The 20,733-nt window shown below is 69.1% G+C and carries 18 protein-coding genes; 9 read left to right on the forward strand and 9 right to left on the reverse strand.

Features of this window, described 5'->3' with window-relative positions; all coding sequences use genetic code 11:
• The first annotated feature begins 54 nt into the window (after positions 1 to 54).
• From KV203_RS06790 to KV203_RS06800, 3 genes are read left to right on the forward strand one after another with little or no spacing between them, the layout of a single operon-like run.
• Positions 55 to 1,791, forward strand: a complete 1,737-nt coding sequence (locus tag KV203_RS06790; RefSeq protein WP_066468838.1) for a hypothetical protein — start codon at positions 55 to 57, stop codon at positions 1,789 to 1,791.
• Between the two features lie 3 nt (positions 1,792 to 1,794).
• Entirely contained in the window at positions 1,795 to 3,405 is a 1,611-nt protein-coding gene (locus tag KV203_RS06795; RefSeq protein WP_066468836.1) for a hypothetical protein, read from the forward strand.
• A gap of 22 nt (positions 3,406 to 3,427) precedes the next feature.
• The gene (locus tag KV203_RS06800; RefSeq protein WP_066468834.1) at positions 3,428 to 4,507 is read left to right on the forward strand and encodes a hypothetical protein; all 1,080 of its coding nucleotides are present in this window, start codon (positions 3,428 to 3,430) and stop codon (positions 4,505 to 4,507) included.
• Between the two features lie 20 nt (positions 4,508 to 4,527).
• Here KV203_RS06800 and KV203_RS06805 read toward each other — a convergent pair whose 3' ends face one another.
• From KV203_RS06805 to KV203_RS06835, 7 genes are all read right to left on the reverse strand, one after another.
• Positions 4,528 to 5,283: a lysophospholipid acyltransferase family protein gene (locus tag KV203_RS06805; RefSeq protein WP_066468832.1), complete on the reverse strand. Its 756-nt coding sequence runs from the start codon at positions 5,281 to 5,283 to the stop codon at positions 4,528 to 4,530.
• 126 nt (positions 5,284 to 5,409) lie between these two features.
• Entirely contained in the window at positions 5,410 to 6,375 is a 966-nt protein-coding gene (locus KV203_RS06810) for an ROK family protein (protein WP_174522033.1), read from the reverse strand.
• A 20-nt stretch (positions 6,376 to 6,395) separates the two neighbouring features.
• Positions 6,396 to 6,833, reverse strand: a complete 438-nt coding sequence (locus KV203_RS06815; RefSeq protein ID WP_066469188.1) for an SRPBCC family protein — start codon at positions 6,831 to 6,833, stop codon at positions 6,396 to 6,398.
• Positions 6,834 to 6,853: 20 nt separating this feature from the next.
• The gene (locus tag KV203_RS06820; RefSeq protein ID WP_066468830.1) at positions 6,854 to 7,225 is read right to left on the reverse strand and encodes a polyketide cyclase / dehydrase and lipid transport; all 372 of its coding nucleotides are present in this window, start codon (positions 7,223 to 7,225) and stop codon (positions 6,854 to 6,856) included.
• Between the two features lie 43 nt (positions 7,226 to 7,268).
• Positions 7,269 to 8,405: a glycosyltransferase family 4 protein gene (locus KV203_RS06825; RefSeq protein WP_066468829.1), complete on the reverse strand. Its 1,137-nt coding sequence runs from the start codon at positions 8,403 to 8,405 to the stop codon at positions 7,269 to 7,271.
• Positions 8,406 to 8,442: 37 nt separating this feature from the next.
• On the reverse strand, positions 8,443 to 9,516 hold the full coding sequence (locus KV203_RS06830) for an NlpC/P60 family protein (RefSeq protein WP_083529932.1): 1,074 nt from the start codon (positions 9,514 to 9,516) through the stop codon (positions 8,443 to 8,445).
• A gap of 168 nt (positions 9,517 to 9,684) precedes the next feature.
• On the reverse strand, positions 9,685 to 10,359 hold the full coding sequence (locus tag KV203_RS06835; RefSeq protein ID WP_066468827.1) for a C40 family peptidase: 675 nt from the start codon (positions 10,357 to 10,359) through the stop codon (positions 9,685 to 9,687).
• Positions 10,360 to 11,017: 658 nt separating this feature from the next.
• Here KV203_RS06835 and KV203_RS06840 point away from each other — a divergent pair.
• On the forward strand, positions 11,018 to 12,607 hold the full coding sequence (locus KV203_RS06840) for a GGDEF domain-containing protein (protein WP_169797483.1): 1,590 nt from the start codon (positions 11,018 to 11,020) through the stop codon (positions 12,605 to 12,607).
• On the opposite strand, the gene KV203_RS06845 is transcribed toward KV203_RS06840, so the two are convergent.
• Entirely contained in the window at positions 12,586 to 13,329 is a 744-nt protein-coding gene (locus KV203_RS06845) for a cyclase family protein (protein WP_066468825.1), read from the reverse strand. The two genes, KV203_RS06840 and KV203_RS06845, sit on opposite strands and share 22 nt — an antisense overlap.
• Before the next feature lie 2 nt (positions 13,330 to 13,331).
• Here KV203_RS06845 and KV203_RS06850 point away from each other — a divergent pair, with 2 nt between their 5' ends.
• Positions 13,332 to 15,128 (forward strand): DEDD exonuclease domain-containing protein, encoded by a 1,797-nt coding sequence (locus KV203_RS06850; RefSeq protein WP_083529929.1) that lies wholly within the window; start codon positions 13,332 to 13,334, stop codon positions 15,126 to 15,128.
• 48 nt (positions 15,129 to 15,176) lie between these two features.
• Here KV203_RS06850 and trpD read toward each other — a convergent pair whose 3' ends face one another.
• Positions 15,177 to 16,229: an anthranilate phosphoribosyltransferase gene (gene trpD, locus KV203_RS06855; protein ID WP_066469183.1), complete on the reverse strand. Its 1,053-nt coding sequence runs from the start codon at positions 16,227 to 16,229 to the stop codon at positions 15,177 to 15,179.
• Positions 16,230 to 16,372: 143 nt separating this feature from the next.
• Here trpD and ctaE point away from each other — a divergent pair, with 143 nt between their 5' ends.
• From ctaE to qcrB, 4 genes are read left to right on the forward strand one after another with little or no spacing between them, the layout of a single operon-like run.
• A complete protein-coding gene (gene ctaE, locus KV203_RS06860) occupies positions 16,373 to 16,990 on the forward strand; it encodes an aa3-type cytochrome oxidase subunit III (RefSeq protein WP_083529928.1) in 618 nt (205 codons plus the stop codon).
• Positions 16,991 to 17,038: 48 nt separating this feature from the next.
• Positions 17,039 to 17,884: a cytochrome bc1 complex diheme cytochrome c subunit gene (qcrC, locus tag KV203_RS06865; RefSeq protein WP_066468821.1), complete on the forward strand. Its 846-nt coding sequence runs from the start codon at positions 17,039 to 17,041 to the stop codon at positions 17,882 to 17,884.
• Positions 17,881 to 19,014, forward strand: a complete 1,134-nt coding sequence (gene qcrA, locus KV203_RS06870; RefSeq protein WP_066468819.1) for a cytochrome bc1 complex Rieske iron-sulfur subunit — start codon at positions 17,881 to 17,883, stop codon at positions 19,012 to 19,014. The genes qcrC and qcrA overlap by 4 nt, the downstream gene beginning before the upstream one ends.
• A gap of 5 nt (positions 19,015 to 19,019) precedes the next feature.
• Positions 19,020 to 20,702 carry a cytochrome bc1 complex cytochrome b subunit gene (gene qcrB / locus KV203_RS06875; RefSeq protein ID WP_066469182.1) on the forward strand — a complete coding sequence of 561 codons (1,683 nt, stop codon included), beginning with the start codon at positions 19,020 to 19,022 and terminating at the stop codon, positions 20,700 to 20,702.
• Positions 20,703 to 20,733 lie beyond the last annotated feature (31 nt).

A 20,733-nucleotide genomic window follows, 5' to 3' on the forward strand; every position in this document is an offset into this window, starting at 1 on the left:
TCGTCCTTCGAGCAGCGGGCGTAGGCTGGATGCAGCCAGGCCTGGGGGGTTGTCGTGACTGCGGTGGTGCATCTCGACGGCGTCGAGGTGAGCCAGGTGGTCCAAGACCTCGGCCATTCGGTGCCGTTGATCGCCGGCAAATCGACCCTCGTTCGGCTTTATCTTTCGGCTCCCGCCGCCGCGTCGGCGGTCTCGGTGGGTGGTGAGATCGAGCTGGAGCGCGCCGGTGAGGTCCGTCGCCGGGCCGCTGCGGGCGCGGTGCTGCTCGATCCGGCCGACCGGCGTACGCCCGCCGAGCGGCGACTCGATCCGACCGCAAGTCTCGACGTGCTACTCGGCTCCGCCGATACCGCGATCGGCCCCGCGACCGTGCGGGTCGGCCGACTCAACGATCTGCGCACCGGGACCCGACTGCAGGTCACACCACGTTCGGTTGCGGTCGAGTTCCAGGCGACCCCGCCGCTGCGGTTGCGGATCGTCGGTATGCGGTACGTCACCGGTGACGGACAGGCGCAGACGCCGCGAGCGCTCGACTTCGCCGCCCTGGTCTCGTGGCTGCGCCGCGCCTATCCGGTTGCCGAAGTGGAGTTCTCGCAGACCATCGCTGATCTGCCATTGACGCCGCCGTTCGACTACGGCGCGGTCAACGCGATACTTGCCGGGCTCCGCAATCTGGATATGACGATGCCCGGCGCCGACCCCCGCACGCACTACATTGCGTTGGTTCACGACGCCGACGGTGCCCACTTCATGCGCGGCGGCTCGTCCGGGACTCCCGAGTTGCCGGATCCGAGCGTCGTCGCCGCGGTTCCCGGCGGCGTTCCGCGGCCGCCGCTGGACTGGGACCCCGGCGGATCCTTCGCCGGCTGGTACGGCGGTCACGAACTGGGCCACACCTTCGGTCGTCGGCACCCCGGCTTCTGCCTCGGGCAGGCGCGGGACGACCCGGACTACCCGTATCCGGACGGGACGATCTCGGCCGACGACCGCTATGTCGGGGTGGACCTCGGCGATCCGGCCCTGGGTCTTCCGTTGCGGATTCTGCCCGGTCGGCGCTGGCACGATGTACTCACCTATTGCCCCGATCTGTGGATCTCGTCGTACACCTACTGCGGTATCCGTCAGCGCCTCGTCGAGGAGGACACGATGGCCGACCCCGAGTGGCCCGATCCCGGGCCCGAGCTACGGGCGGTCAGGTCGGACGTCGGCCGGTCCGGAAACCGGCAACCGGTCAACCTGATCGGTCGGGTCGACCTCACCGCCGGAACTGCCGAGATCGTGATGGTCACCCCGCTGCCGCGACGGCCGCACCGGCCGACCTACCCATCCGACCGACAGGTCACTGTCCGACTCCATGCGGATACCGGACCACTCGGGACGGTGTCGGTGCCGGTCCGACTCGACTCCGGGGGTGGCAGCGGGGGACGCCCGCGCACCGGATTGCTCGATGCCGTCTTGGACGTACCGACCAGCCTGAGCGCCGTCGAGATCGTCTGGGACGGCATCGTCCGAGCCCGTTACGAGCTGACGACCGCTCGCCCGGAACCGGCCGTGCCGGTTCGTGATCGCCGGCGGACGGTGTCCTGGTCGGCGGGCGATCCGGCTGCTCGCTACGACGTGCAGGTCAGCGACGACGACGGGCGGACCTGGCAGACCGTCGCGGTGAATTCGGCCGATCCGGCGGTCGATCTCGACCGCGACCAGTTCCGCTCGACCCAGCTACGGATGCGGATTCGCACAGTCTGCGGCTTGCGCAGCGTACAGACCGACACGTCGATCGATCTGGGGTGACCGATGGCCGATCCGCTGTTCCCGACCCGGCAGTTTCCGTATCGCCGACCGGACCCCGGTGCCGGACCCGATCGGATCGACGACTCGCCGCTGCCGGCCGGGGTGCTGCATCGGCAGCTTGTCGGCCGGGACCCGACGCCGATTCCGCTCGACCCGGATGAACTGGTGGCGCTGCAGGATCCGTTCGCCGAGCTGTTACGGCACGGCCGGTTCCCGCTGACCATGCGAGACCTGACCGCCGAGCTGGACAGCGCACCACCGATCGGCGGGGCATTGCCCGCGGTCGCGTACTACATGGTCGGCGACGGCGGGCAGCTGCCGTGGACTCCGGCGACCGCGACGGTGAATCGACAACTGCGGGTGGTGATCACCCGCAGCCGCCGCCCCGGCAGCGATCCCGACCTGCTCGTCTCGACCAGCATCCGGTTGGCCTCACCCACCGCGTTTCTCCAAGTGATCGGCTGGGACGAGCCGGCCGGCGTGTTCCGGTTCTACGAGCGTCGGCGCGGAACCTGGATCCTGGCCGGAGACTCGTTCGATGCGCTGCGGCCGCCTGGTCGGGGCGAAGGTCCGTTCGACAGCCATGTGAACGGTGGACTGAACATGAAGGAACTGAAGTTGCCGTGGTCGCACTGGCACAGCCAGAGCGCGGCTATCCAACGCACCGTTCTCGGGCCCGACGATCCGTTCCTCGACGACCCGATCTGGGAGCTGCGCAGCGGCGGCGAGCGGTTCGAAACCGAAGTGGCTCGGGCCGGGGTGCAACGCTGGACCGCGGCCCGAATGCGCCGGATGATCGGTCCCGACCGACGGCTCGCAGATCTCCCGGCGGCGCTGCGTCAGGTGCTGACCACCACCACCGTCAATCTGGTCAGCACAGCGGTGGAAAGCAGCCGGGTCCGGCTCCTTCCGGCGCTCGACCTGCCGCTCTCGTTCTTTCTCGACGCGGACGCGCTGCTCGGACCGCTCGGGGTGCCGCTCGATCCGGTACCGACGCCGCACGTCTCCGGGGCGGCCTATGCCGACGCCGTCGTCGAGCTGGAGTTGCGGCTGGACGACGGCGCCGGGTTCCGGCAGCCGGGGGAGACGTTCTTCGCCTTCCTGGTTCCGGAACGCGCGATGGAAGATCAGTCCGTGCTGAATGCGCTGCTGCGCCAGGGTGTGCTGTCCCGTCGGCTGGCGCTCGGTCTGCTGCTGGTGGACTTCCCGAATCCGGTGTACTCGGCGCGGCGAGCTGCGCTACTCCGGTACTTTCCGCCATCGGCTGCCGCGGGCGACGGCGGCGGCGAGTTGGATCGACTGGTCCCGGCCGCGATAGCCGCGGCCGGCGGCGCGGTGGACGGGCCGGAGGCGGAGTTCACCGAGTGGTGGGAACGCAGCGCCGCAGCTGATTTCGAGCTCCAGGCGAGTCGCGTGCTCGCCGACTACCTGGCGGCCTGTCAGCGCCGGCTGGATGCGCCCGGCGGCGCCGCGGACCTGATCCGGCTGGCGCAGGGACGCCGCCGCCGATTCCGGCGCAGTCGGCTCGCCGAGTTCGCGCTCACGCTGCCATACAGTCCCGGCGACGACGTCTTCGAGTCCCTGCGCCGACATCCCGACGGCACCGTCTCCTGAATCCGATCCCGAGGAACCGACCATGGCACTCGCCGAATTCGCCCCACCCGGCAACCTGACCGATTTCACCCCGGCGCAGGCGGCGGCATGGAGCCGCTTCATCGCCGACGCGATCGCTGCCCGCTCGACCGACCGGGACGGCACCCGGCGGACCCAGTTCTTCGACCCGATCGGGGTCTCCCCGGCCGCCGATGCCGTTGCGCGAGCGGTGACCTGGAGCGCGTTTCCCCGCCGGATCACGCTGACCACCGTGCCGGGGGTGCCGCGCTGGCGAGCCGCAGATCGCAGCCGCGACGTACAAGACGAGTACTGCGAGTGGAGCGTCGAGCGGACCGCCGACGGCCGGATCAAGCGCGTGAGTTTCACCTGCGAAGGCCCTGAGTACTGGGCGTTCCTGGCGAGCAGCGCGCCCGAGGTGGTGCTCGACCGGTATCGCCGACACGTGAGTCCGAGTGTGCGGCGGGAGGATCTGTTCACCCCCGGTGACCGCTACATTGCCCGGAATCGCTGGAACGTCACCACGACCGGCGGCGCAATGCACCTGGTGCAGCAGAACAACACGTTGCTCGCCGAGATCGAACTCGCGGCGGCCGCGACCGTCCAGCGTCGGCGGGGTGGGCGGCTGCTCACGTCGGCGCAGGAGTTGATCGCCTGTAGCCGCTACGGTGACCCGGACCGCAACAGCGATCCACACATCGGCAGCGAGATCAATGCGCTGGCCCGGGCCGGGGCCGAGATCACCCTCACCGACCCGGTCGGGTTGTATCTGGACGGATTGTCCACCGCCGGCTGGGCCACGCCGGATGGTGCCGATCCGGCCGACTTCTGGCAGGTCACCCGGGGCGCGGACGGATTTGCGGTACGTGCGGTCTACGAGGTGACCGGGCACGACTACCTGGTCGGGGACATCACCATACTGGGCGAGCCGATCGTGTTCGGCGCGCAGATCGCCGAGCACATCACGATGCGGCTGACCGGACTGGCGCACCGATTCGGGACGTCGACAGCACAGCCTCGCGGCTGCCTCGACGGATCGGCGGGCGCGCCCGGCCCGCTGGATGTCGCGGCCGCTCTGGTCGGACCGGCCAGCACCCGGATCTGACGTGCGTTCGGCCCCCGGTGTCAGCCTGCGCGGGTGTCCGGAATCCGATCCGCGTCGGCGGCTTGGCGTGGTTGGTCCAGCCGGTCGATCGGCTCACCGGCCTGCATTCGGCGCTTCGCGGTCGAGCCGTAGATGTCGACGTACTCCTGGCCGGACATCTGCATCAGCTTGTACATGATCTCGTCGGTGATCGAACGCTCGACGAATCGGTTGCCGGCCATACCCTGATAGCGACTGAAATCGATCGGAGCGCCGAATTCGACCCGCACCTTCGCCGGTCGAAAGAGTCGGCTGCCCTCGGTGATCACCTTGTCGGTGCCGATCACGGCCACCGGGATGACCGGCACACCGGTCTCCAATGTCAGCCGGGCCACGCCGGTCTTGCCCTTGTACAGCCGGCCGTCCGGCGAACGAGTGCCCTCGACGTAGATCTCGACCAGCTTTCCCTGGTCGAGGATCCGGCGCGCGGTGTCCAGCGCGGCTTGTGCCGCGTCCGCGTTGCTGCGGTCGATCGGGGTCTGGCCGGTGCCGGTGAAGAACATCTTCATCAGCCGGCCCTTGAAACCCGGGGTGGTGAAGTAGTCGCTCTTGGCCAGGTAGGTGATCCGCCGCGGCGACTTCAACGGAGTGAACAACCAGTCGGCGATGGACAGGTGATTACCGGCCAGGATGGCCGGGCCGTCGGTGGGGATATTTTCCAGCCCGACTACTTCCGGTCTGTTGTACACGCTGATGAACGGTCCGACCAGAACGTATTTCAGCAGCCAGTACAGCATCGGACCCTTCCCGGCGGAGTATCGAATTCGAGACCACTGTCGGTGATTCAGACTCTACCGGCGTTCACCCGGCGGAGCGAGACGCCCGACGTCGTGGTGCGTTCGGCGTGCAATGTTGCGATGAGCCTACCCGTCGGTGTGTGCCGCCCGAGCCAACTCGGCGGCGCCGATCATCCCGGCCGCGTCGCCGAGCTGGGCAGCTCGGATCCGGGCCAGCGGTCGGTGTCCGGCGCCGGTCAACGCCGCCGCATACCGCTCTCGAGCGTCGTCGAGGAACAACGGTGCCGAGGCGCTCACCCCGCCGCCGATCACCACCAGATCCGGGTCGTACATATCCGCCACCCCGGCCAATCCGAGACCGAGCCAGCCGGCCAGGTCGCGCATGGCCGCGACGGCGATCGGGTCACCGTCGCGGGCGGCCGCCGCGACCAACCGACCGGTCAGCGAGTCCGGATCGGCGGCCGCATGGGCGAGGGTTCGCGAGCCGCCCGGCTCGGCCGCCAGCAACTGCCCGGCGGTCCGCGCGAGGGCGGTCCCGCTGCAGTAGCGCTCCCAGCACCCGCGCTTGCCGCAGGGGCAGGCACGGCCGTCCGGCACCACCTGGAGATGGCCCAGCTCGGGTGCGATCCCATGCGCCCCGCGGTACAGCGTGCCGTCGATCAGCAGCGCCGCACCGATTCCGGTGCCGATCGCGATCAGCGCCACCACCCGGCCACCGGCCGCCGCGCCGAACCGGTGTTCGCCGACCAGCGCGGCGTTGGCGTCGTGCTCCAGGATCACCGGCAGGCCGAGGCGGGCACTCAGCTCGACGCCCACCGGGGCGTCCAGCCAGGGCAGGTGGGGGGCGAACCGAACCGTGGACCGATCGTCGCTGACGAAGCCGGCGACCGCCAGTCCGACGGCGGCGATCGAGTGTCGCGCCGCAAGGGTGCGCACCGCCTGGTCGAGGCTGTCGTCGAGCGCGTCGGCGGATTTCGGCGTCGGTACCCGCAGCAGCTCGCGAACCTGGCCGGTGCCGTCCACCACGGCCGCTCGAAGACTGGTGCCGCCGACGTCGATGCCGACGGTGAGCGCTTTCCGGGGGACGGCAATCCGGCGTGGGCGGGCTCGGCTCAGCCCTCTACTCGTTTCTTCAGTTCCTTGAGCGCGGTGTCGGTGATGACCTTCTCTGCTTTCCGCTTGAAGGTGCCGATCATCGGAATGGCCAGATCGACGGTCAGTTCGTAGACGACGGTCGTCGCCCCGTCCGCCTCGTCGACGAGGGTGTAAACCCCGTCCTGAGCCTTCTGCAGGTCGCCGTCGGCGAGGGTCCAGCTGACCGTGCGACCGTCCGGATGCCAGTCGTAGACCAGGACGAACGTATCGCGGACCATGCCGGCGTCCAGTTCGAATCGGGCGCGGCGGGCCCGACCGTCCGCCGTGGCTTCGAGCACGGTCACCGATTTCGCCGCCGACACCCAGCTCGGGTAGGTCTCCAGGTCGGCGATCACCGACATCACTTCGTCGGCGGGTGCGTTTACCAGGATCGATCGCCTGGTGCGGTCGGCCATGACGGCTGGTCTCCTTTCGCTCAGCCGGCCGGGGCGACACCGGCCGGGCGCCCCGCTTCCAGTTCGGTCTTCAGCCCGAACGCCATCCGCTTGCCGGCGACTCGCCGGTCGTGCTCGGTGCGCGCCGAGTCGGACTGTCCGGCAACGGGTTCGGCATGCAGAAAATAGTGCACCACGACGCCGTCGAGCACCGGCTCGAGCCACACTTCCATCGTCCCCGCAACCGGCCCGCTCACCCCCCAGCGCAGGCCCTGCTCGGCGCGATCGGCGCGGAGCTCGAGCACCAGATCCGGCCACCACTGCCGCCAGCGGCGGCGGTCGGCGAGTGCCGCAGCCACCCGCGCCGCCGGCGCGGCGACGAAGGTCTGGTCGGCGATCTGGATGGTGCTCATGGGTGCAGCCTACGGTGGTCACCGAACCCGGCCGCGCGGTAGCTCAGCTCGACAATCTGCACAGCTGCGCCAATTTCGCGGCTCGATCATCCCATTGCCAGTCGCGCTGCACCCAGGCGCGTCCGGCGGCTCCCAGCTGTGCGGCACGGTCCGGGTCGGCCAGCAGTTCGGCGATCGTATCGGTGAGCTCGACGACGTCCCGACCGTTCACCACGTGTCCGGTCCGGCCCGGCAGAACCGTCTCCGGTGCGCCGCCGGAGCGTCCGGCGACCACCGGCAGTCCGGTCGCCGATGCCTCCAGGAAGACGATGCCGAGGCCCTCGACGTCCAAGCCGGCGCCGCGGGTTCGGCAGGGCATCGCGAACACGTCGCCGACGGTGTGGTGCGCGGCCAACTCCGCGGCCGGCACGCCGCCGGTGAACACCACGTGATCGGCCACGCCGTAGCGGACGGCGCGGCGGCGCAGAGTCTGCTCGTACGGGCCGCCGCCGACGATCACCAGAACGGTGCCGTCGATCCGCTCCCGCAGCCGGGGGAGCGCCGCGATCAGCATGTCCTGGCCTTTGCGGGGGACCAGTCGGGAGACGCACAGCACCGTCGGTCGGTCGCCGAGCCGGTATCGGCGGCGCAGGTCGGCCCGGGCAGCCGGGTCGGGTGCGAACACCGCGGTGTCGACGCCGGGGGAGAGTGCGGTCAGCGCGGCGTTGCGGCCGAATGCGGCGGCGAACCGGCGTCGGGTGTACTCGCTGACGTAGCTGACGACGTCGGTCTGCTCACCGATCCGGCGCAGCGCCTGCCGAGCGGCGGGCAGCATCGACCAGCCCACTTCGTGCCCGTGGGTACTTGCGAGAACGGTCGCGGCGCCGGCTCGGCGCAGCGCCGGCGCGAGCAGTGCCAGTGGCGCCGCGGCACCGAACCAGGCAGCGTCGCAATCGTATTCGCGTAGCAGTCGAGCTGCTCGGCGGGCCACCAACGGGGTCGGCAGGAGCAGCGTCGTGGGGTGCCGGATGACCGGAAACGGCTGTGCCGCGTCGAACCGGCGATGCGAGTCCCCCCGCCAGCGCGGCGCGTAGACCACCAGCCGATCGGCCGGGAGCCGCGTGGCCAGGGTATGCAGGTAGGCCTGGATACCGCCGGGCCGCGGCGGAAAGTCGTTGGTGACCAGCAGTAGTCGCGACAATCGTCCTTCTCCCGGGTCGGCTCGTACGGCCGCGCGGTCAGTACCGACGGGCGTTGTGGAACGGTTGGTTTCCGATCGGGGCGATCGCCACCGGTACGCCGAAGGTGGACGCGTGCAGGATCATGCCGTTTCCGGCATAGATTCCCACGTGCGAGGCGTCGTCGTAGAAGGTGACCACGTCCCCGACCTGCATGTCGTCCCGGGCCACCGGAGTTCCGCCGAGCGATTGGGCTTCGCTGGTCCGCGGCAGGTCCTTGCCGACCTGCTTGAAGGCCCACTGCACCAGACCGGAGCAGTCGAAGCCGCCCGGCTGGTTGCCACCCCAGACGTAGGGGTCACCGATCCGGGTCATCCCGGCGGCCAACGCCGCGATCGGGCTGCCGGGCGTGAGTCCGCGCAAGACCGCATCCCGGTCGAAGCCGGCCGGTAGCGGGCTACCTGCCAGCGACTGTTTGTCGGCGGCCGAGAGGCGGGCCCAGGCAGTGGTCACGTCGGCGATCCGGCCCTGCAACTCGGTCTGCCGGCGCGTCAGGTCGGCGCGCACTGCGGCGGCCTGGTCGGCTGCGGTCCGAGCGGAATCCGCCGACGCCCGAGCGGTCACGTCCGCCGCGGCCGCGGCGTCGGCGGCACGTTTGAAACCGGAAACCTTGACCGTGGTCTGCGCGGCGAGGGCGTCCATCGCCGACATCTGGTCGAGTAGCTGTTGCGGCGAGTCGCTGAGCACCACCGCAAACAACCGGCCGGTCCGGGCGCCTCGGTAGGTTGCCGAAGCGATCGCGTCGATTTCCGGCTGGTACTGCGCCAGGGTGGTTTTCGCGGCATCCAAGGCCTGCCGGTCGACCGCCGCGGCGGCCTCGGCGGTATGCCGGGCGGCGAGCTTGGTATCGAGATCGGCCTGTGCACCGAGAGTTGCCTGGTTGGTCTGCTCGGACTGGTGCGAAAGGTCGATCAGCTGCTGCACCGCTTCGCTCGGCGTGCCGAGCGCGGCCGGCTGGTCGGTGGCCGGCTGGGCGGTGGCCGGGCCGGCGGCGAGGGCGGCGCCGAGCAAGCCGACCGCCACCGAGCTGCGGCCGAGCGCGCGGCCCGGCCGTAACCGGCTTGCTCGTGTCACCGGAACCGACCACTCCTCTGCCGTGAAACCCTCTGCCGTGAAACGCGGGTGTACCCGAGACCGTGCGCCTCGTCGCGGGTGGTCCGTCGACGAGGCGCACGTATCGGGGTCAGGCTACGAAACGGCGGGCCGGGCTGTCCAGCCCGCCGGTAACCGCTGTCCGGCTGGTCAGAAGCGCCGTGCGGACGAGAACGGCATCGAGCTCATCGACGCGTACTTCACCGGCTGACCCTCGGTGGAGGCGTGGATGACCTGGCCGTTTCCGGCATAGAGCGCGACGTGGCCGTCGTAGCCGACGATGTCACCCGGCTGCAGATCGGCGAACGAAACCGGCGCTCCGGTGGTCAGCTGCGAGTAGCTGGTCCGCGGCAGCGAGATGCCTGCCTGCCGGTAGGCCCACTGGACCAGGCCGGAGCAGTCGAACGCGCCGGGGCCGGCCGCTCCGTAGGAGTACGGCGCGCCCAGCTTCGACTGTGCGGCGTGGAACGCCACCTCACCGGCCGACGAGGGCTGCGGCGCGGGGGCCGGGGCCGGGGCGGGCGCCGGTGCTGCGGGCGGGACCGCGGGAGCGAACTGAGCCAGGGGTTCCGGCAGGGCGAACGGGAGGGCCGGGAGTTCGGGCATGGCCGGTGGTGCGGGCATGGCCGGCGGTGCCACCGGCGCTCCGGGAACCTGCGGGAGGCCGGGGACCATGCCGCCGAGCGCGGGGAGCTCGAACGTCCCGACGCCGGGAATGTCGACCGGGTCGGCTTGCGCGGGTGCGCTGGTGAGGACCAAGGCTCCGATCGCTCCGGCGGTGGTAACCGCGGCACGGGCGATCGAACGAGTTGTGGCGGACGCCATGGCTGGGTTCTCCACTTTCTTTCTCCACGCCACCGGTTGCGGTGACGGCCCCGCGACGCGGCACCAGGAGAGTGCCGGCGACCTCGCGAAGTCATTGAATAGATTACGAAGGGATTTCCGGATCATCTACCCATCGGCAGTTATTTTTAATGATCATCCAATATGTGGCCGGCCCGTTGTGTGATTCATCCGACAAGATAACTGTGGGATAACAAGTCGGTACTTCGCGTCTCGGATTCGGTGGTACACCGCGCGTCGGCGGTAGACCCGAACGATCATGAACGCCGCCAGGCTGATAGTCTTCGCAGGCCGGAGGGGGTAGATCGGTTCTGCTTGCTCGATCGATGACAGTTACCGACAGTTGTTCGACTATCTCGGCGCGGGTCCGGCGGGTATTCCGGGTCGGTACGGCACGAGAAGATCGCCATTCCTTTTCGGTATCGCTGTGATGCTCGTCGCATCCGATGTTTCGGGCATATTTCGGCCGGTTCGGGTCGGGCGCCGTCGACCGGGCGCCGGGAATGGCGCGCAATGATGTGTGGAATCGATGCCGAAAATTGTCCTGCTGGATCGGTCAGGTTATCCGAGTTCGACTATCCTGTGCACTCTGGAGTTCGATCACCCGCGTCTTTTTGTTCTTGTTCGTTTTGTCCCATTCGTGACTCCACGCCGAGTCGCTCGGCACGACACCCACTCCGAGGGGCAACCGTTGGACCAGCCGCGTGTCTCGAAGGAACCTTCCGACCGGGCTCTGCTGGCCCGGGTGGGCGTACTTCTGGTCGGGTCGCTGGTCGTGATGGCGATCGCGGGTTCCGGGCGGCTGGACGAGCGGACATCGTCGATCGTGGACAACCTGGCACAGTTCGCGGCCGGCTTGTTCGGCACCCTCGCGTGCTGGTGGTCGGCCCGCGGGCTGAGCGGAGTGCAACGCAATTGGCGGCTGTCGATGGGCGTGGGCACCGCGGGCTGGACCGTCGGGATGAGCCTGTGGGCCTGGTTCCAGCTGGTCGAGGAAGATCCGCTGCCGTCGCCGTCGATCGCCGATCTCGGCTTCTTCGTGCTGCCGGTGATGGCGCTGCTCGCACTGCTGTTGCTGACCGGCGACTCGCCGCGCCGGGCGCAGATCGGCGCCCGGCACGTCTGGGTGGTCTCCGTACTGGATGCACTGGTGGTGGTCGGCGTCTTCTTCATGGTCGCCTGGGGCACCTCGCTCGGCGCGGTGGTGGCGGCCGGCGGACCGACCCCGCTGGCGTTCTCGGTTGCGCTCGGTTATCCGGTCAGCGACCTCGTGTTGGTCGTGATGGTCGTCGTCCTCGCCTCGACCCGGCGGGTGGACCGCCGGATTCGGCCGCAGCTGTTGCTGCTCGGCCTCGGGCTCGTGTCGATCTCGTTTTCGGACAGCATCTTCGCCTATCTGGTGGCCAACGGAGCCGAGTCGATGCCCCACCTGGCAAACCTGGGCTTCGTGGCCGGGCCGGCGATGATCGGACTGGCCGCAACCTCGGGTCGTTCGATGCACCACAGTCATCCGGCGTTGGGTGAACGGCCGGCTCTGGTGCTGCCTTACGCGCTGTTCGCGGTGGCGATCTCGTTGTTGGCCGTGCGGATGATCACCTCGGCAGACAGCGTCGACCCGGTGCTCGTCGGCGTCTCCTGGGCGGTCGGATTGTTGCTGATGGTCCGGCAGGCGTTGACCGTGACCGAGAACGCCGCCCTGCTCGGCGATATCACCGCCGCGCAGGCCGAACTCGCCTACCGGGCCGATCACGACCCGCTGACCGGTTTGGCCAATCGATCACTGCTGTACCGGAATCTGACCGGGGCGGTGGCGGCCCTGCGGCACGGCAACCCGCTCACCCTGTTGATGATCGATCTGAACGGATTCAAGGCGATCAACGACCGGCTCGGCCACGCCACCGGCGATCAGTTGCTGGCCGCCACGGCGGACCGGCTGCGCGCGGCGGTCCGGCCGACCGACACCGTAGCCCGGTTGGGCGGGGACGAGTTCGTCGTGTTGTTGGGCATGCTCCCGGCCGACGCCGATGCGGTCGCCGAGCGGATCCGGGCCGACCTGGTCGCGCCGTACCCGATCGACGGGATCCTGGTCACGGTCGGGGCCAGCGTCGGCGTCGTGCACGGGGACAGCGGCGACCCGGCGGTGGATCCGGATACGCTGATGCACGCCGCGGACCATGAGATGTACGCCTGGAAGGAAGCGGTCGCCGCTCACCGCGGGATCAGGGCGTAGATCGTCGCCGGCGAGCCCGAGCCGGCGCGGTTGATCGGCCCGCCCACCAGGACGTAGCCGCCGGTGGTGGGCAATGCGCCGAGATTGTTCAGGTTCTCCAGGCTGATCCGGCGCTGGTCGTAGAGCAGCGTGGAGACCGGGTAGGTCTCGTCGTTGCCCAGGTCCGGGCCGAAGGTGTCGGTGCCGAGTGCGCCGCGTACGTCCAGGCGGTGATTGTCGATCAGCCAGCGCGCCGCCGCGACCGAGAAACCCGGCTGATGGGCGACCCCGGCGGCATCGGTGCCGGCGTAGGCGGGCGTGCCCCAGCGCGATTCCCAGCCGGTCCACAGGATGACCGCCGCCCCGTGCGGGATCGGCCCGTTCGCCCGCTCCCAGTCGATCAGGTCGTCGACGGTGACCGCGTAGTCCGCGTCTCCGGCAGCCCGGGCCCGAATGTCGATCTTCACGGCCGGGAGGAACAGATCCTCCGGGTCGAGCTGGTCGGCGAGCAGGCCACCCGACCGGAAGTGGCCGGGTGCGCCCCAATGCGTGCCGGTGTGCTCACCCTCGGTGACCTGCTGCAGGTAGTAGCCGTCGGTATCGACGGTCGCGGCGGTCTCCAGGGTGAACTCGGGGTCACCCGGGAAGATCGGCGTCGTGGCGGGATCGTTGACATGCGACAGGCTCACCGGCCGGATCAGTTGTCCCAGGCCCGGTCGCCGAATCAGCTGTCGTCGCTGCATGGATGGACCTCCCGACATCGTGCACACCGCCATCGTGCACACCGCCGCGGCTGCCCGTGCGGGCCGGATATCTGTCGGTGCCGCCGGATAGCTTCGACCATGTGCCCACCGACCGGCAATTGAGCTTCGACGAACTGGACCAATCCCTGTTCGACACCACCTTCGTGGTGGTCGATCTGGAGACCACCGGCGGCAGCGCAGCCGACGATGCGATCACCGAGATCGGCGCGGTGAAGGTGCGGGGTGGCGTGGTGCTCGGCGAGTTGCACACCTTGGTCGACCCCGGGCGATCGATCCCGCCGGCGATCACCGAGCTGACCGGGATCACCACCGCGATGACCTACGATGCGCCGCCGATCGAGCGGGTGCTGCCCAGCTTTCTGGAGTTTGCCGCCGGCGCTGTCCTGGTCGCCCACAACGCCGGCTTCGACATCGGGTTCCTGCGCGCCGCGGCAACTCGCTGCGCGACGGCGTGGCCGAGATTCCGTGTGCTGTGCACGGTCAAGCTGGCTCGGCGGGTGCTCAGTCGGGAGGAGGCGCCGTCGGTCCGGCTCGGCGCGCTGGCGACGTTGTTGCAGGCCGGCACCGCCCCCAGCCATCGCGCGCTGGACGATGCGCGAGCGACCGTGGACGTCCTGCATGCCCTGATCGCCCGGGTCGGCAACCAAGGGGTGCACAGCTACGCCGAGCTGGTGGCCTATCTGCCGGGCGTGCCGGCCGGGCACCGCGCCAAGCGCACGCTCGCGGCCGGCCTGCCCCGCCGGCCGGGGGTGTATCTGTTCCGTGGCCCGGGCGGCGAGGTGCTCTACGTCGGGACGGCGACCGACCTGCAACGCCGGGTCCGTAGCTATTTCACCGGATCGGAAACCCGGAGCCGGATGCGTGAGATGGTCGCGCTGGCCGAGCGGGTCGACCACGTCGAATGTGCCCACCCGTTGGAGGCCGGAGTGCGGGAGCTGCGACTGCTCCGGGCGCACGCGCCGCCGTACAACCGGCGCTCGCGATTCCCGAAGCGGGCCTGGTGGCTGACGCTGACCGACGAGCCGTTCGCTCGCTGCATGCTGAGCCGAACCCCGGCGCCGGCCGCATTGGGTCCGTTCGGTTCGCGGGGCGACGCCGCCGCGGTCGCCGACACGTTGGCCCGGATGTGCCGGCTCCGCACCTGCACCGGCCGGATCGGCCGCCGCGGGCGGCACGCCTGCAGGGTCGAACCGGTCGGCGGTTGCGCGGCCGGTGGGCTCGCCGAGCCGGGGGAGTACCAGCCCGGTCCGGCCCGGCTGCGCGCACTGCTCGCCGGGGAGTCCGATGCGGTGCTTGCCGAGTTGCACGACGAGGTGGCCGGATTGGCGGCCGCCGGGCAGTTCGAGGCCGCCGCCCGGGCCCGAGACCGGGCGGTCGCGTTGATCACTGCGTTACACCGATGCCAACGCCTCGCCGGGCTGGCTGCGGTGGCCGAGCTCGTCGGTGCGCACCCGGGCCCGGGTGGCGGGTGGGAACTCGCCGTGATCCGCTACGGCCGGCTGGCGGCGGCCGGCGTCGCCCGTCCGGGAGTGCCGCCGATGCCGGTGGTCGAGCAGCTGGCGGCGGCCGCCGAAACGGTGGTGCCGGACGGTTCGACCCTGCATGGTGCGCTGCCGGACGAAACCGGGCTGTTGGTGCGCTGGCTCACTCGGCCGGGTACCCGGATAGTCCGGACCAGTGACGGCTACGCCGAGCCGGTGTACGGCGCCGCCCGTTGGGCCGGGTGGGCTGCCCGGGCCCGCGCCGCCGCCGACGGCGAACGTGCTCGGTCGCCGTGATGCCGTGGCGTGGTGTGACCCGGTCGGGCCCGTCCGGCCGATCCAGGTTCAGGACGCGACCGGGGCCAGCCGGTGGCTGAGCTCGGCCCAGCGGTCCAACAACGCTGCGGCTGCCCCGGAATCGACCGTGGCAGCGGCGCGGACCAGGTTTGCCGCCAGTGCTGCGGTGAGATCGTCGGCCCAGCCGTCGAACGCCGCGAGCGCGCCGGCCGCATTCAGCAGCACCGCGTCCCGTACCGGGCCGGGTTCGCCGGCGAGCAGCTTGCGGGCGGCGGCGGCGTTGACCTCGGCATCGCCACCGCGTAACGCTGCCGCCGGCACCCGGTCGAGCCCCAACTCGGCCGGGTCGACGAGCATCTCGGCGACGGCACCGTCGGCGACGGCGAGCACCCGGGTGGTGCCGGTGGTGGTGAGCTCGTCCAGGCCGTCGTCGCCACGCACCACCAACGCCCGGGTGCCCCGCTCGGCGAACACCTGTGCCAGCACCGGCAGCAGATCGGCGAAGGCACAACCGATCAGGGCCGCGCCGGGCTGCGCCGGATTGGTCAGCGGACCCAGCACGTTGAACACCGTCGGAATGCCGATCTCGCGCCGGGCCGGTCCGGCGAAGCGCAATGCCGGATGGAACACCGGCGCGAAGCAGAACCCGATCCCGGTCTCGGCGACGCAGGTGGCGATCGCCTCGGGACCGAGATCGATCCGCACGCCCAGCGCCTCCAGTACGTCTGCGCCACCGCTGCGTGAGGACTGCGCCCGGTTGCCGTGCTTGACCACCGGCGCACCGGCGGCGGCGACGACGATCGCCGCCATCGACGAAATGTTCACCGTGCCGGACCGATCACCACCGGTACCGACCACGTCGACGGCGGCGACGGGTAAAGACACCCGCCGCGCGTGGCTCAACATGGCGGTGGCGAGCCCGTCCAGTTCGGTCGCGGTGGGCCCTTTCATCCGCATCGCGACGCCGAACGCGGCGATCTGCGCCGCGGTCGCGTCGTCTCGCATGATCGCGTCCATCGCCCAGTTCGCCGCGGCGGCGTCGAGGTCCCCTCGCTCGGTGAGGACGCCGAGGACTTCCGGCCAGCTTCGACCTGCGTTCATGCCGGCCAGCGTAGTGCCGACTCGGACATGCGGCGGGGCGTGACCACTCGCCGGTACCCGGTCGTCGTCGCGGAACCGACACGGCACAGCGAGTTTCGCACCCGGGTACGTGATCGGTACTACGAAGAGTCATACTTACGCCCGTGACGACCGCAGTAGGCACGCCAGGAACGGCTATCACCCAGCGTGTGCATTCGCTGAACCGGCCCAATATCGTCAGCGTGGGCACGATCATCTGGCTCTCCAGCGAGCTGATGTTCTTCGCCGGCCTGTTCGCGATGTACTTCGTCGCGCGTGCTCAGCAGAGTCCGGAACTGGGCTGGCCGCCGGAGCCGACCGAGCTGAATCTGGCTCTGGCCGTGCCGGTTACGGCGGTGCTCATCGCGTCGTCGTTCACCTGTCAGATGGGCGTGTTCGCGGCCGAGCGCGGTGACGTGTTCGGGCTGCGCCGCTGGTACCTGCTGACCTTTTTCATGGGTGCCTTCTTCGTCGGCGGACAGGGCTACGAGTACTGGCACCTGGTGCACGAGGGCACCTCGATCTCCAGCAGCGTGTACGGCTCCGTCTTCTACATGACCACCGGCTTTCACGGCCTGCACGTCATCGGCGGCCTGATCGCGTTCATCTTCCTGCTCGTGCGGACGACGTTGAGTAAGTTCACTCCGGCCCAGGCCACTGCGGCGATCGTCGTCTCCTACTACTGGCATTTCGTCGACATCGTGTGGATCGGTCTGTTCGCCACGATCTACTTCGTCCGATAGCCGCATGATCGACCACCGCAGCCTGCCGACTAGCCCAAAGGGATACAGATGACGCCGTCTCCCCCACCCGCTTCGCCGACCGACCCACGCCGGGATCGTCGTCGCCGCAAGATGCGCCGCCGCATCGCGGGGGCGTTGACGCTGCTGATGGGATTGGTGGCGGCCGGCTTGTTGGCAGCCCTGTTCACGCCGAAAGCGCAGGTTGCGACGGCGGAAGCCGACCAGGCCGCGCTGATTCGAGAGGGCAAGCAGCTCTACGACAACTCCTGCATCACCTGCCACGGGGCGAACCTGCAGGGCGAGATCGACCGCGGCCCCAGCCTGATCGGGGTGGGCGACGCCGCGGTGTACTTCCAGGTGTCGTCGGGGCGGATGCCGGCTGCCGCGAACAGTGCGCAGCTCGAGCGCAAGGACCCCAAGTTCGACGCGGCCGAAACCGACGCACTGGGCGCCTACATCCAGGCCAACGGCGGCGGCCCGACCGTGATCCGCGACGCGAACGGCGAGATCGCCGAAGCATCGTTGCGCGGTGACGACCAGGCCCGCGGCGGCGAGCTGTTCCGGATGAACTGTGCCTCCTGCCACAACTTCACCGGCAAGGGTGGTGCGCTGTCGGGCGGAAAGTACGCGCCGCCGCTGGCGCCGGCCAGCGAGCAGCAGATCTACACCGCGATGCTGACCGGCCCGCAGAACATGCCGAAATTCTCCGACCGGCAGCTCACGCCGGAAGAGAAGCGCGACATCGTCGCCTACGTCAAGGCGGCCACCGAAACCTACCCGCAGGGTGGCTACGGGCTCGGCGGCTTCGGCCCCACCACGGAGAGTCTGGCCATCTGGATCGTCGGGCTGGGTTCGCTGGTCGGCGCCGCCCTGTGGATTGGAGCACGTAAATGAGCGACGAGACCAGCACCGAGCGTCGGCCGAGCGACGCCGAGCTCGCCGAGATGAGCCGCGATCAGCTGGTCGAACTCGGTACCAACATGGACGGCGTGACCGTGGCGTACCGCCGCGATCGCTGGCCGGTTCGAGCCAGCCTGGCCGAGCGGCGCGCCGAGCGTCTGGTCGCCGGGTGGTTCGGCTTGGCCGCGCTGTCGGGGCTGGCCTTCATCGGCATCTTTCTGTTCTGGCCGTGGAAGTACCAAGGTCCGGGCGATCCGGATTACGTGATGTATTCGCTGACGACCCCGCTCTACGGGCTGACCCTGGGCATCTCGGTGGTCTCGATCGGTATCGCGTTGGCATTGATCCGGAAGAAGTTCATCCCGGAGGAAATCTCCGTGCAGGAGCGGCACGGCGGCCGTTCCGCGGAGGTCGACCGCAAAACGCTGACCGCGATTCTCGGCGACGCGGCCCAAACCTCCACCCTGGGTCGGCGGCGGTTGATCATCCGGACCGGCGCGTTGGGTCTGAGTGTGATGGGCCTCGGCGCCGGGATGGCCTTCCTCGGCGGCCTGATCAAGAACCCGTGGGCCAAGGGGGACAAGTCCCCGCTGTGGGTATCGGGCTGGACTCCGGACTATCCCGGCCAGACGATCTACCTGCGCCGGGACACCGGCCGCCCCAGCGACGTGGTGTTGGTCCGGCCGGAAGATCTGGACGCCGGTGCGATGGAGACCGTCTTCCCGTTCCGCGAGACCGATCGGGGCGACGAGGAGAAGCTGGTGCACGCGCTGCGAGCGCCGCGCAATGCTGTGATGTTGCTGCGGTTGCGTACTGCCGATTCCGAGAGCGCGCTCAAGCGGAAGGGGCAGGAAAGCTTCAACTACGGCGATTACTGGGCCTACTCGAAGATCTGCACTCATCTCGGCTGCCCGACCTCGCTGTACGAGCAGCAGACCAATCGGATTCTCTGCCCGTGCCACCAGTCGCAGTTCAGCGCCACGCACTGGGGAAAGCCGGTATTCGGGCCGGCCGCTCGCGCGCTACCGCAGCTACCCATTACTGTTAACGAAGAAGGGTTCCTCGTCGCCAACGGCGACTTCATCGAACCTCTCGGCCCGGCCTACTGGGAGCGTCGACCATGAGCGCAATGTCCGACACGATTTCGCGTAAGGCCGCCGCGCAGGCGGACGGCATCGACTCGCGTTATCACGTGGCCGCCGGCATGCGCCGGGCGATGAACAAGGTGTTCCCGACGCACTGGTCTTTCCTGCTCGGCGAGATCGCGATGTTCAGCTTGATCATCTTGATCCTGTCCGGCATCTACCTCGCGCTCTTCTTCGATCCGTCGATGAAGGAGGTCGTCTACGACGGGGTGTATCAGCCGCTGCGTGGGGTGCACATGTCGGCGGCCTACTCGTCGGCGCTCGACATTTCGTTCGAGGTGCGCGGCGGGCTGTTCGTGCGACAGATCCATCACTGGGCCGCGTTGCTCTTCGCGGTGTCGATCATCGCGCACATGTTCCGGATCTTCTTCACCGGCGCCTTCCGGCGGCCGCGTGAAGGCAACTGGGTGCTCGGCAGCCTGCTGCTGATCCTGGCGATGTTCGAGGGCTTCTTCGGTTACTCCCTGCCGGACGACCTGCTCTCCGGCATCGGCATCCGCGCCGCCCTGTCCGGCATCACGATGAGCGTGCCGGTCGTCGGCACCTGGCTGCACTGGGCGCTGTTCGGCGGCGACTTCCCCGGCATGATCATCATCCCGCGGATGTACATCATCCACGTGCTGATCTTCCCGGGCTTGATCTTGTTGATCGTGGCGTTGCACGTTGCGCTGGTGTGGTTCCAGAAGCACACCCAGTTCCCCGGTCCGGGCCGCACCGAGAACAACGTCGTCGGCGTGCGTATTCTGCCGGTGTTCCTGTTCGAGCAGACCGCGCTGATGATGACCACCATCGGCGTGCTGGCGTTGATGTCGGGCTTGTTCCAGATCAACGCGATCTGGAACCTGGGTCCGTACAACCCGGCACAGGTCTCGGCAGGTTCGCAGCCCGACTTCTACATGCTCTGGACCGAAGGCATGGCCCGCATCTGGCCTGCCTGGGAGATCTATATCGGTAACCACACCGTGCCGGCCGTGTTCTGGGTGGCAGTGATCATGGGCCTGGTGATGGGCGTGATGGTCGGCTACCCGTGGATCGAGCGAAGGCTCACCGGCGACGACGCGCCGCACAACCTGCTGCAACGGCCGCGGGACGTGCCGGTCCGGACCGCGATCGGTGCGATGGCGATCGCGTTCTATGTCGTGCTCACCTTGTCCGCCTGCAACGACGTGATCGCGTTGAAGTTCGACATCTCGTTGAACGCGACTACCTGGATGGGCCGGATCGGTGTGCTGATCGTCCCGCCGATCGCCTACTTCGTGACCTACCGGATCTGTCTCGGGCTACAGCGGGCAGACCGGCAGATCCTGGAGCACGGAATCGAGACCGGCGTGATCAAGCGGTTGCCGCACGGCGAGTACATCGAGGTGCATCAGCCGCTCGGCCCGGTAGACGGGCACGGCCACCCGATTCCGCTCGACTACGAAGGTGCGGCGGTGCCGCGCAAGATGAATCAGCTCGGTTTCGCCGGCAAGCCCGGTTCGGGCAGCTTCTTGCGGGCCGATCCGGCGGCGCAGAGCACGGCACTGGCCGAGGCCGACGAGAACGCCGAGCATCGGCAGCTGGCGGTGCTCACCGAGATCCAGGATCGCGCGATGGGCAACGGCCACAACGGCAACGGCAACGGCAGCGCCGGGAATGGTCGCTCGGGTAACGGAGATCACGGATAGGTAGCCGAGATGCGAGCCGGCCGGCGCCGGC

It is taken from the genome of Skermania piniformis, assembly GCF_019285775.1.
In the GTDB taxonomy this organism is placed as follows: domain Bacteria; phylum Actinomycetota; class Actinomycetes; order Mycobacteriales; family Mycobacteriaceae; genus Skermania; species Skermania pinensis.